This is a genomic window from Thalassoroseus sp., from assembly GCF_984380535.1.
Genome location: NZ_CFHRBF010000030.1, coordinates 1 through 12039, shown reverse-complemented (window position 1 = coordinate 12039; position 12039 = coordinate 1). Strand labels below are relative to the sequence as shown.

Here is a 12039-nt window from a genome sequence, read left to right as displayed (position 1 = left end):
TGTCGACCAGCGTACCGAAGTGAGTAATCATCATGGACGGATTGGAGCAATTAACGGAGTGGGCCGTTCGAATGGGATGTTTCCTGGTTGTCTTGATCGGCTTGGTCATTTGGGAAATATTTCTGCCCCGACGTTCACTCGTGGTGCGAAAGCCGTGGCGGTGGGCCAGCAATCTCTCTTTGGTGGTTCTGAATACTGGACTCGCCCGCGTGATGGTCCCGATTACGGCGGTCGCGGCAGCGATCTTCGCCGAATCACGCGGCTGGGGATTGTTGCATCTGGTCGAGTGGTCATTCTGGTTGGAAATCGTGCTAGCTGTGGCGGCGTTCGATCTGGCGATCTATATCCAACACATCATGTTCCACGCGGTGCCCCTGTTCTGGAGACTGCACATGGTGCATCACGCCGATCTGGATTTTGACGTCACGACTGGGTTGCGGTTCCATACGCTAGAAATCCTGCTCTCGGCCTTGATCAAGCTCGCCGTGGTGCTGGTGCTCGGACCGCCCGCCGTGGCGGTGATCGCTTTCGAGGTGCTGCTAAACGCCACCAGCATGTTCAATCACAGCAACGTAAAGATGCCTGGCTGGCTAGATCGCATGTTGAGATGGTTTGTCGTTACACCCGACATGCACCGGGTCCATCACTCGGTCATCCACCAGGAAACGAACAGCAACTTCGGCTTCAACCTGCCGTGGTGGGACTACTTGCTGGGCACCTACCGACCTCAGCCGCAGGATGGACATGAGGGGATGCGAATCGGCTTGACGACATTTTCCAACGAACGGCAGGTCGATCGACTTCCCGGCATGCTGCTGCTACCGTTTTGTTGTCGAAGACCATCATCGATGATGGAAGATCGCTCCACGAACGCAGATGCCGAAAGCAAGGGGCAATCGCAGAAAGCCGAGCTCAAATTCCCCGTTACGAAAAGCCACACTCAATATTGACCCATCCAAGAACACTCCGGCTTGACTCGTCATAAGTTTGCATATCCAGCTCAGGTTATATCTTTGAGCATTTTAAGTACGGTGAACGGTGATTCGCAGATTCATAGAATCGGAACGGATGAGCCGAATCGTTCGTCAGCGGGGTCGCAGCCGAATCGACGAGACCGTTTTGCGATTTATCGCCCCTTCCAACTGAACTTGTAACAACATTGACTTGCGTCTGCAGAAAAACGAATCGAACTAAACCATTGGTATTACAGGAGATTCCCCAAGTTTCGCTATAGATTGAATTTGGCGTAGTTGAGTCCACAACTAACGTCAATTCAACTTTCACGATACCCGTTTTGCAGCTTTCGTTCGACCTACGGCCTCACTCCAACCGCCCAACGAATGATCCACCCCAGTCCCCCAACCCAACCTTCCATAACCCCTGGTACAGAAAAAAGGGGCATTCCACCCAGGCAGTCGGCCATTTCGCCGCCGACCGGAGCACAACACTGCGTAGCGCAAGTCTCGCATTCCTGAGCACAGGCCACGCCCTCCTCAATACATTTCTGGCGGGTTTCGTTCGTCATGGTCATTCTCCTTTATGGTCCAACTAGTGAAAAATTCCAGCGAGAGTGGACCATCATCCAACTGGAATTGTCCGTATTGTTCACGCGTACCCCAGCTTCTTCAGGGTGTCGCGCAAACGTTGTTCGTTCGTTTCGTTCGGATCATGCAAGACATGAATTCGCTTTGCCTTCACATTCGGCAGAACCTTCTGAACGCCATCCAATGCCATTAGTCCTCGCGTAATTTTCTGCGAGCAACCCTCGCAGACCATTCCCGGTGCGGAGAGTTCCGTTTCGATGACGGACGCGTTTTCTTCGTCGTAATCCTGCCCGAGATCCACATGCGTCAGCGACAAAGTGTTCAGCAGAATGGCAAAGATCGAGAAGATCATGACTCCGATAGCGACCCCCGGCGTTATTAATCCGGCAACCGCCAGACTCATGCCGACGAAGTTGAAGAGGATGGCAACTGCGATGTTTTGCTTCATTTTACGATGGGAGGCGCGCCCCAACAGGATGGCAGACAGCACTTTCCCGATCTGGTCGCTAACCAGCACCACCCCGGCAGACTCCATCGCTACGTCGGTTCCCGCTCCGAGTGCGATGCCGACGTCCGATTGCACCAGCGCTGGAGCGTCGTTGACGCCATCGCCAACCATCGCTACTTTGCGTCCTGACTGCTGAAGCTGCTCGATCACCTTGACCTTTTCGGCGGGCAACAGTTGGGCATAGACCTCGTCGATGCCCAACTGCCGGGCGACGGAATCGGCCACCGACTGGCTGTCTCCGGTCAGCATGGCTGTCTTAAGCCCCAAGTCGTCGAAGTGCCGCATCACCTGCTGCGAGCCGCGCCGCGGCATATCCTGCAAAGCGATTGCCCCCAGTAGATTTCCGTCGGCAGCCACGTAGACCACAGTATTATCGCCTTCGAGATCGGCTGCTTGACTAGCGGAACTCACATCGACGCCACGTTCGCTAAGAAACGCCTGCTTGCCGACCAGTACATCTTGTCCGTCAATCCGGCAGGAAACGCCCTGGCCCGGTATGGCCTTGAAATCCTCCGCCGATCGGGCGTCGTCGACGCCTTGCAGTTCGGCGTATTTCACGATGGCCTTCGCCAACGGGTGCTCTGACGGTTGTTCCGCGACGCGCGCGAGCGACAACAGCTCGCGCTCGCCAAGGCCCCACGCCCGCACGTCTTTGACCGTCGGCCGTCCGTAAGTCAGCGTGCCGGTCTTGTCGAACACAACAGTATCGACGTCCGAAAGTTCCTGAAAGAACTCACCGGCTTTTACGAGAAGACCTCGCGCGACTCCCCGGTTACCGCCAATCGCCAGCGCCATCGGTGTGGTGATCCCTAATGCACACGGATAGCCCATGATGACCGTGGTCAGCGCGATGTAGATGGCTTGCGGCAGCGCGGAGGCAATTCCGGCACCGGTCGCCAGTAAAACCGCTAGCCAGCCGATGCCTGCCAGAGCCGCCGCGATGAAGACGACCGGGCCGTAGTAATTCATCAAGCGGTCCATCAGCAGCATCACCGGCGACTTGCGTTCCTCAATCTGCCGCATCAGTCGCACGACCTGATTAAGAAACGTCTCCTCACCGACGCGAGTGGCTTTGACTTTCAGGAATCCGTCCAGGTTCGTCGTGCCGCCCACAACTTCCTTTCCCGGCTCCACATACACCGGCGCGCTTTCTCCGGTGACAGTGGACATGTCCAGACTGGACGTGCCCTCTTCCACTTCGCCATCAACCGGAACTCGCTCGCCGGGTCGAAGGACCACAATTTCGCCTTGCGCCACTTGATCGGCAGAGACTTCGACTTCCTTGCCGCCACGGATCACACGCGCACTTTGAGCCTGTAACGACAACAACTTGCGCACGGCATCCGCCGCCGTTTTCCGCGTGGCCAGTTTGAAGTAGCCAAAAAACAAATGCAGTGCCATCAACAGGCCCGCGATGGGAAAGAAGTTGGGCCAGGCCGCAGCATTTCCTTGCCACAAGGCCACCAGATGCACGACGCCGATCGCAAACGCGCCCCATGACGAAGCCGAGAGAAGCACGTTGGCGTTGATGACGCGGTTGCTGAGCGCCATCAGAGTCTTTCGCAGAATCGGATAGCCGACCCACAACAAAATCACGAGCGAGATTGCCAGACTCGCCAGCGGATACACCAGCGGCGAAAGCGACAAACTCAATAGATTTGCTGTGACCAGCGGATGCAGCAGCAGATTGAAGATCGCCAGCCCCAGCGCCAAAAAGCCACGGCGTTTGATGGTCGTGAAGATGGCTTGGTCCATCTCGTATTGCTGTGCTTCGGTGCTAACGACCGTATATCCGAGACTTTCGACGGCCGTTTCCAGACGGTCGGTACTGACTTTTGCCGGTTCGCGATCAACTAGAATCACGCCGTGTACCAGATTGACTTGTACGTTGCGTACACCCTCCATGCGGCCCAGCGCCTTTTCGACGGACATTGTGCAGAAAGAGCACATCATGCCGCTGGCTTTGATCTGAACCAGCTTGCCGTTCGATTCCCGAATTGCAGATGGTTGCAGCTTGTTTGCTTCTGAGATGGTTGTTGACATGGTTTTTCCTCGTTTCAATTCGTAAATCGTTGTGCGATGAATGCGACTCCCAGAATGAGCAGGACAAAGCCGGAGACTTTTTCCAACACTGGCTGCCAACGGGCGATACTTTTGAACTCCTTCAGCCAGCCGGTGAATATTCCTGCCAGTAGCAAAGGCATTCCGCGAACAAGAGCAAACATGAACAGCAGTGCTCCGCCAAACACCGGACTGCCAACACTTCCCGCATACAGGAGCATTGCCAGTACGACGGGGATGGAACATGGACATGCCGAACCGACGAGCCCAAATGGAAGGCCGAGCAAATAGGCACCGACGCTACTACTCACACGCCGCTCGGGTGCCTCGACGACGGGAGCCTTCAGGCGAACCTTTCCCAGCATGGCCAAACCCAGGAGTACGAGGACGACTCCGGCCACGAGATAGCCGTTGCGTCCAAATATGGGAGCCAACGAGGCACCCGCCCAGCCGAAAATCAGTCCATAGGCTCCAAACGTAGTTGCCGTTCCCAGCACAAATGCCAAGCTTCGTGATGATGCTTTCCAACGACTGATTTCTGGATCGCGAGCCAAATAGCTCATCAAAGCGGGGGCCAAGGCCAGGACTGTTGGCGACAATGCCAGCAGCAGCCCTGCCAAAGCCGCCAGAACGAACGCAGTGGGTGAGAATGCTTCCAGTTCTGATAGGCGATCGTAAACTTGGTCAAGCCAACTCATTCGGTTCTTTCCTCATGTTGGACATTGCTGGAATCGGCGCTGCCTGGCTTGAATTCGACGCGCTGGGCCTGAACCGCAAAGTTCGAACCACGCCGTACGACTTCACCAGTGATCTCCGCCTGCTCGCCCACATAGTTTTGCGAAAGACGTACGGGAGATGAGAGCAGGTCAACGAAAGTTGCGCCGTCGTTCGCTTCGACACGGAGCCAGCATCCAGCTGCGGGACACTGTTCGACAACCTTGCCGGTAACGGTGACCGACTGGCCCAGCAGCTCTTCCGAGAGAGCACCGGCAGGAACTAACAACGCGTCAACATCCGACGATTCTGCCGCAGTCGTAACCTGTGAATCGATCTTTCGCGTTGACTCACTCGAATCGCAGCCGCTCAGCGCGAATGTACCCAGCAGCACTGCCGAGAAAAATAAAACTGCCGTAGACGTCGGAATTGTCGTGACCGACTTGGATTTCATCATGAATAGACCCTCACTCGTAGAGATTCGCCAATCGCAGAAATCTGCAACTCACCTATTCTACGGTCCGTACCGAGGTACGGAGTCAAGGGCCGCTTTTGATTGGGCCTAGATCGTCAGCAAATGCCCTTAGCCACGCTCCTCGGATTCTGAGCACCCGCTAAGTGATTCGATGATCGGACAGGCAGAGGAGGAACCATTGCTTGCGCACGCGCAACGCAAACTCTCCAATGCCTCACGCATTGACTGTAAATCACGGAGCTTCAGGTCGATTTCAGCCAACTTGGCGTCCACAAGGGTTGTTGCCTTCTTCGACGCTCGACGCGGGACTTTGCGGAGAGACAACAACTCTTTAACTTCCTTGAGCGAGAATCCGAGTTCCTGCGATCGCTTGATGAAGCGGATCAACTCAACCGTATCGGGGGGATACTCACGATAGCCGGACGCCCGCCGTGGCGGTTCCGGCAGAATGCCTTCACGCTCATAGAAACGCAACGTCTCGACATTGACTCCCGCCCGCTTGGCAACTTCTCCCGTTCTCAATCGCATTTCGTGCTCCTTGGTTTGATGTCATCATATTCATCTTACGCTCTGTACCAAGGTACGGAGTCAAGCTGCAGCGAATTGATCGAGAGTAATAGCGGAGGAATTCCTGACGAAACTGTTCTTGCTAGATTGGACCATCAAACGCTTCTTGCTCAACCTGTTGCCCATTTCCATCAAGACGGCTCTTATTGTCTTTTTGTTGCTTGGGATCGCCCTCTAGGCATCGCGCAGCAGCCAGCCTGGCACGCCACGGATGAAAATCAGCATTCCCAACATCTCCACGAAAGCCTGAATCACGATCACTGCGACGGCGAGGTTCCATTCGGGCGGAAACGCCAGGGCCAGTGGTAGCACCACAAACGAATTGCGGGTGCCGGTACTGAAGATGACGCCTCGGCCTGCTCTGGGCGGCAGGGAATAGAGCCAAACCGTCAGCCGACCAATAGCCGCCGCCAATACGACATACAGGACGAAAACCAACGTCACCTGCGTCAGTTGCCGGGCGTGGTCTAAGACCTGCTGAATCTGAGAGGAGGCGATCACCAGCACGACCAACGCCAGCAGGACGACCGGCAGCGGACTGGACATGCCGATCCAGCGGGCGACACGTTCGTTCCGCTTGCCCCACCATTCGGTCAGCCACGCCAGCAAGAGCGGCAGCATGACCAAGCCCACGAACGCCTGCAGAAATGGGCCTGTCGTCACGATCCGGCTTGTGTCACTTTCCAGCAGCAACCACAGAAATACGGGCAACAAGACGATCTGAGTTATCAGCAGCAGCGGGGTCGCCGCCAGCGTCCGGTGAGCATCTCCTTTCCCCAACAGCGTGAAGGTGTTCATCCAGTCGGTGCAAGGCGTCAAGAGAACCAATGCCACTCCGAGAAGGATCGGCGGCGATGGCGGAAGGATCCACAACAAGAGCCAAACGACAATCGGCACGAAGACGAAGTTGGCCGTCAGCATGGCAGCCAGAAACGGCACGTCGGAAAGTGCCTGCCGGAACTGAAGCAGCGGCACTTGCAGAAACGTAAAGTAGAGCAGGGTGCCCACGACCGGCCAGATTACCACTTCCAGACCCGATGCTGCTTGGGGGCAAAGCAAACCCGCCGCCGCCCCGATCAACACGGCGGCGAAATAGATGGGGACTTGATGTCGTTCGAGAGCCGTCATTTCATCCCTGCCGACTCTCGCAGGGTCTCGATGACATGACAGCAGTCCGCTCGGTTGGCTTCGTTGCACTTCTCAAGCGATGATTTCAGCACTCGTTGAACGTGTCGCAAGTCCTTCAACCGCCTGCCGACTTCGGCCAGCCGATCTTCGATGAGCGACTGTACTTCACGACAAGGCAATGCAGTGTTACTCGGTGTCGAGAGGAGGGCCTTCACGTCATCCAGCGTGAAGCCGATGGCCTGGGCTGCCCGGATGAACTTCAGCTTGCGGAGCGACTCTTCGCTGTACAGTCGGTAGTTGCCCGCACTACGGTCTTCCGGCTCGAACAGTCCCACCCGCTCGTAGTATCGAACAGTCGTTGTCGGCAGGTTGGCGGCTTTCGCCACTTGGCTGATCGTGAATTGCCTCCCCATTTTGACTCCGTTGGTCATTTCTCTGCCGCTAGTTGCGTCTCAAGCGGCAGATTCTTCGAGAAAATCCCCAGGCGGCCTTGACCTTATACTTAAGTGCAACCTCGATAATAGCCGTAGAACGAGGATTCGGAAAGGGTCCTTGGTCTTGCACTCGTGACCTATACAGAAAGGTGGTTCGATGACCGCAGAATCAACCACGGCCAAGCAACTTCATTGTCCTTCCTGCGAGAAGATGGCAAATCGGGTCTCGCTGGTGACTCTACGGGCACTACTGAACGACCAGTTCGCTGCCGGAATCGGCAGCGGCGATCAATCGTGCTGCGACACCAACGGCGAGGGTTGCACGCCCATCACGGAGGACACAGGCTGGCGGTTCTGCGACTCCCCCAACTGCGACGTGGTGTACTTCTCCGAGGAAGGACACAAGCTGTTCACGAAGTCGCAACTCAAAGTCTCAGTCGGCGTGAAGGAAACCAGCGGCGAACGGCCGTTGTGCTATTGCTTCGGCCACTCGGTCAGCAGCATCAAGGACGAACTTCGCATGCAGGGACGTTCCAAGGCTCTGAAGGACATCCGGGCCAAGATGAAAGATCCCGGCTGCCACTGCGAGACCTTCAATCCGAGCGGTTCGTGCTGTCTGGGGAGTGTGACAAGAGGTATCCAAATCGCCCAAGAGGAAATGCGGATGAATGACTGGAACGTGACGCCCGCATCGACAGGCCGTGGTGAAAAGGTCGCCAAGATCGGCACTGTCGCCTCGGCGATCATGGCCTCGGCCTGTTGCTGGCTGCCGCTGCTTCTACTGGCAGTTGGCGTGTCCGGGGCCGGAATCGCAGCCACACTGGAAACATATCGCCCGCTGTTCATGGTCGTAACGTTCGGATTTCTCGGAGCAGCGTTTTACCTAACCTACCGTCCCAAGAAAGCCGCTGCTGAAGGGGGACACGGCTGCTGCCCCACGGAAGGTTCGGAGGCTGACGATTGCTGTGCCCCAACCGGCAAACGTCGCTTGAATATGATGGTGTTGAAAAAGGTCATGCTGTGGGTCGTGACGCTACTTGCCGTGGCCTTCCTGTGCTTCCCCAGCTATGTCGGTGTGTTGTTCGGTACGAATGGTGCCGCCGCCGTGACGGAGGACATGAACCAGGCTGTGTTCCAGATCGAAGGCATGACCTGTGAAGGTTGCGCTACGACGGTCGCTCAAGCGATCCGTCAGGTGCCCGGCGTCGTCGCCGTCGATGTCAACTACGAGAAAGGGCAGGCGGTCGTCGGCGTGAAACCGGGCAACCCGATCCCAAAAGAAGAGATACTAACGGCCTTGAAAAAAGCGGGATACGCTGGAGACTGAGTTTAGGGAAAACATTCGAAGCCGACGACACAACAGCAACAGAAGCCAAATGGTCAATGGGCAGCGAGGGCGAAAAGCAGACGAGCAATGCTCCGAACGAATCGCTTCGTCAAACCGTCGTGAACATCGAGGGCATGACCTGCGAAGGGTGTGCGACGACGGTTTCGGAAACTCTTCGCAACCTTCCCGGTATCACCGCTGTTCAGGTTGATCTCAACCCGGATTATTCATCAGTTCGGCGATTGTTGCCGCCGATTGTTGCCGCGTTGACTTTGCACTTGATCTTGATGCGTGGCTGGCGATGACACTGCGGTGGCCGGGGGGTTGTCAGCGCGGACCTTCCCCCTCCCGAAGTGTGATGATGACGTTTTGAGAGGACGGACAATCGTTACCAACGAAGAACAGTTTCCACATGTGCATGCCGCGGTGGCGGCTTGAAGCCGACTTGGTGGTGGGGCGGTTGCATCAGTTCGGCAGGCAAGCTCCAGCCTTGGAGGCAACTCGCCAGGATCCGCCAAAGCGGCTTCGCCGATTGAGCAATACGCAGGACAAGACGACGCGACTTCTTGATGCACAGTCCGACAACGCGAAACAGAAACTGCTGAAACCGCCTCATGTCCCAACAGCCGCCGACGGCGTCTTCCAGTTCGTTGCGGCAGATCGTCGTCAGGTAGTCAGCCAGCAAGGCCAGCAAGAAAGTCGCTTCGTTCTCCTTGAAGTTCGGCGACGAGAGATGCACGCCGATCGCTTGATTGAATTCGCCCAAGCGATCCTCAAACGTCCCGCGACGGCGGTAATGTTCTAACAAGCTTGCACCTGGCCTTTGCTGCTCACGCCAGTTCGTGACCAGAAAGAAGTAGCGGGGAAACAGGTCGAGTTGTCCGGTTTCGGGGTCGGGCTTGTCGATCACCACGAGAATCACACGCTGAGCAAACTGCCAATCCCGGGCTTGGTACTGGCCTAACTCAACGACCTTCTCGTAGCCCTCGGCCGGCGGTCGTCCCGGAGGTCGTTTCCAATGGGGTTCGGCCATCCGATCCAAGACGGCATTGGACTTCAAACGGCCCACGAAACGGCGGTTCATTTGCGTCATCCGGTCCAGGACGCTGCCGATGGTGTAGCCGGCATCGAGCCGATAATCAACATGGCACGCCATCCGCATGGCTTGCCGATGCGTTTGATCGAGAAAACCCAGCATGCCGTCGGCCATGTGAACCTGACCTTGCCGCAACATGGCGTGAATGACTCCATTGCCCAACCGCAGACCCGAGCGTGTGCTGTCGTAATCTCCACCCACGCAGAACGAAGCCAGCAGCGGGTGGTAGATCGTGCGTTGATAGTAACCGTTGTAGGCGGCTCCCTCCTGCTGGCCATGCACGTCGCTCGGAAAGCTGTCGATGTCGATCGTGGCCTGCCGCACGCGATGGTTCTGCGAACTCAACACGTGCCGCCTGATGGAGTCTCCCAGTCCGCTTTGGATCGCTCGCAGGTTCTCAGGATTCGACGTCAGGATCCGCAGCAGACGCGATTGCGTCGGTTGGCTGGCCAGTCGCTCCTCGACCACCTGATCACCCCGGCGATTCCACACAGCCATGCGAAAGGCCGGGTCATGGCAGAGCACGTCCACATCGTCTTGTGCACAGTAGCCCATCGCCATGGTATAGACACGTTCTCGGATCAGTTCCGTCAGCGAATACCGAATCCGGTCGGGATTCCGCGGGTCGGAGATTCGATTGGCGATCGAAGTGATCAATTGCGACCGCTCGTCGGCTTCTCGCAGCAGCACCACTCCGGCGTTGGAAGTGAGTCGTTGGTCGGTCGCTTCGACTTTGATGGAACGATTGAACTCAGGCTCAAAAATGTGACGCGTGTCTTCACCCATGGCGTACCCCTTCTCGTGCTTGCGGAACGAACTCGACACCCCATAAAACACGGGAAAGCACGCCTGGGTTTCATCGATTCACTACAGTGCCGGTGAATAATCCGGGCTCAAGGGAGGCCAAGCCAACGTTCAAAGCCCGGCTTGCTGCACTTTCCGGAAGCGGCAGGCTCAGCTTCGTGCAACTGAACTACGTGTGCTGACTCGGATTCGTACTGCTTATGCCGCCCCTGCCGTTTCTCAGCGACGCACGGAACTGACGGATCAGATCGTAGAGTTGGCGGAACAATCACTTCGCTCGGTCCAGTCGCTCGTTGAAGCCGAGGAAGCATCGAACGTTGCGATGCTTCAAGCGAAAGTTGAGCTTGACCAAGCTCGTGTGAATGCCGAGAACGCAGCCACCAAGTTGCAGGCGGATCGAAGGGCGTTGGCCGCAGCCGCCGGGGTTCCGGAACTTCCTTCTAATGACTTGGCGATTGACCGTGACGAAACATTTGAGGAGGCACCGTGGCAATTGCTGTTGAGTGAATTGGAAGCCAGCAGCCCCGAACTCGCGGCAGCCGGTTCAAAACTGGAACGCGCTCGCTGGTCGTTGCAGCTTGCGTGTGCTCAAGTCACGCCGAACATTACCGGACAGATTGGCGTCGCAGTGGACACCGCAACTGACGATCCCTATGGGATTGTCGGAGTCAGTGTACCACTGCCGATCCGCAATCGAAACCAAGGGAACATCCAGACCACCCGAGCGGACATCGCCGCGGCTTCGGCAGCGATTGAACAAACTCGTCTGAGCCTTGACGGCCGGCCGTCAAGGCAGATGCGGTCGGGAGGGTATCAAAATGCTCGTCAAAGGAACGAACAATTGGTATCGAAAATCGTTCCGAATGCCGAAGAAACCTACAAGCTGTCGCAGCAGGCATTCGCGGCGGGTGAGGCAGATTTTCTTCAGTTGCTGACTGTTCAGCGAACGCTTTTCACGACTCGATTGAGTGTGCTGGATGCGTTTGGTCAGGCAAAACAGGCTCTGGCCGAGATTGAAGGTCTGCTCATCACATTGCAGCCATAGACGGCAGAACGCTGAGGTCATCGGCCGATCAGGGCAATCGCATGTGTAAATCCTTTTGACACAATGACTTAAGGCAAGCAGGGCTTGAAATGCTGCCGTTTTCGGCGGCCCGAAAGACCGTAAACCTCTACCTCATAGTGGTTTACGCCATGCGATTGCCCTGATCAGCCGATTCGGCCGGACTGACCTTGCTCCGTTGTCAACCACAGCCTATACTTTGCCGTAGTCTACCCAGCTTCTAGGAAAAATTCCTCGTGATGTTCCGTCTCGCCTTCATCTCGATTATCACCTTGCGGGTGATTTTCTGTCCGTTGCTTTGCATCGGATGCGATGACG

Annotated in this window: 11 protein-coding genes; 4 read left to right on the top strand and 7 right to left on the bottom strand. The window is 56.5% G+C overall.

The features are described 5' to 3' along the window. The first annotated feature begins 32 nt into the window (after positions 1–32). Positions 33–950, top strand: a complete 918-nt coding sequence (locus AC5DDB_RS28615) for a sterol desaturase family protein (protein ID WP_491743191.1) — start codon at positions 33–35, stop codon at positions 948–950. Positions 951–1605: 655 nt separating this feature from the next. Here AC5DDB_RS28615 and AC5DDB_RS28610 read toward each other — a convergent pair. The 6 genes from AC5DDB_RS28610 to AC5DDB_RS28585 all read right to left on the bottom strand — a co-directional run bounded on the left by AC5DDB_RS28610 (position 1606) and on the right by AC5DDB_RS28585 (position 7410). Next, positions 1606–4095 carry a heavy metal translocating P-type ATPase gene (locus AC5DDB_RS28610; protein ID WP_491743190.1) on the bottom strand — a complete coding sequence of 830 codons (2490 nt, stop codon included), beginning with the start codon at positions 4093–4095 and terminating at the stop codon, positions 1606–1608. A gap of 14 nt (positions 4096–4109) precedes the next feature. After that, positions 4110–4811, bottom strand: a complete 702-nt coding sequence (locus tag AC5DDB_RS28605; protein WP_491743189.1) for a cytochrome c biogenesis CcdA family protein — start codon at positions 4809–4811, stop codon at positions 4110–4112. Continuing rightward, a complete protein-coding gene (locus AC5DDB_RS28600; protein ID WP_491743188.1) occupies positions 4808–5284 on the bottom strand; it encodes a hypothetical protein in 477 nt (158 codons plus the stop codon). The genes AC5DDB_RS28605 and AC5DDB_RS28600 overlap by 4 nt, the downstream gene beginning before the upstream one ends. Positions 5285–5410: 126 nt before the next feature. After that, entirely contained in the window at positions 5411–5830 is a 420-nt protein-coding gene (locus AC5DDB_RS28595) for a MerR family transcriptional regulator (protein ID WP_491743187.1), read from the bottom strand. 213 nt (positions 5831–6043) lie between these two features. Next, positions 6044–6997: an arsenic resistance protein gene (locus tag AC5DDB_RS28590; protein ID WP_491743186.1), complete on the bottom strand. Its 954-nt coding sequence runs from the start codon at positions 6995–6997 to the stop codon at positions 6044–6046. Next, entirely contained in the window at positions 6994–7410 is a 417-nt protein-coding gene (locus AC5DDB_RS28585) for a heavy metal-responsive transcriptional regulator (protein WP_491743185.1), read from the bottom strand. Before AC5DDB_RS28585 ends, AC5DDB_RS28590 begins: the two co-directional genes overlap by 4 nt. Positions 7411–7588: 178 nt before the next feature. Between AC5DDB_RS28585 and AC5DDB_RS28580 the strand changes: the two genes are divergently transcribed. Together AC5DDB_RS28580 and AC5DDB_RS28575 are read left to right on the top strand one after the other, a co-directional pair. Then, a complete protein-coding gene (locus tag AC5DDB_RS28580) occupies positions 7589–8758 on the top strand; it encodes a mercuric transporter MerT family protein (protein ID WP_491743184.1) in 1170 nt (389 codons plus the stop codon). A gap of 56 nt (positions 8759–8814) precedes the next feature. Then, positions 8815–9063, top strand: coding sequence for a heavy-metal-associated domain-containing protein (locus AC5DDB_RS28575; RefSeq protein ID WP_491743183.1), 249 nt, complete (start codon positions 8815–8817; stop codon positions 9061–9063). An 83-nt stretch (positions 9064–9146) separates the two neighbouring features. Here the strand turns inward: AC5DDB_RS28575 and AC5DDB_RS28570 are convergent, their stop codons facing one another. Next, the gene (locus AC5DDB_RS28570) at positions 9147–10640 is read right to left on the bottom strand and encodes an IS1380 family transposase (RefSeq protein ID WP_491743182.1); all 1494 of its coding nucleotides are present in this window, start codon (positions 10638–10640) and stop codon (positions 9147–9149) included. Between the two features lie 193 nt (positions 10641–10833). On the opposite strand from AC5DDB_RS28570, the gene AC5DDB_RS28565 reads away from it, so the two are divergent. Then, positions 10834–11703, top strand: coding sequence for a TolC family protein (locus AC5DDB_RS28565; RefSeq protein ID WP_491743181.1), 870 nt, complete (start codon positions 10834–10836; stop codon positions 11701–11703). The last annotated feature ends 336 nt before the right edge of the window (positions 11704–12039 follow it).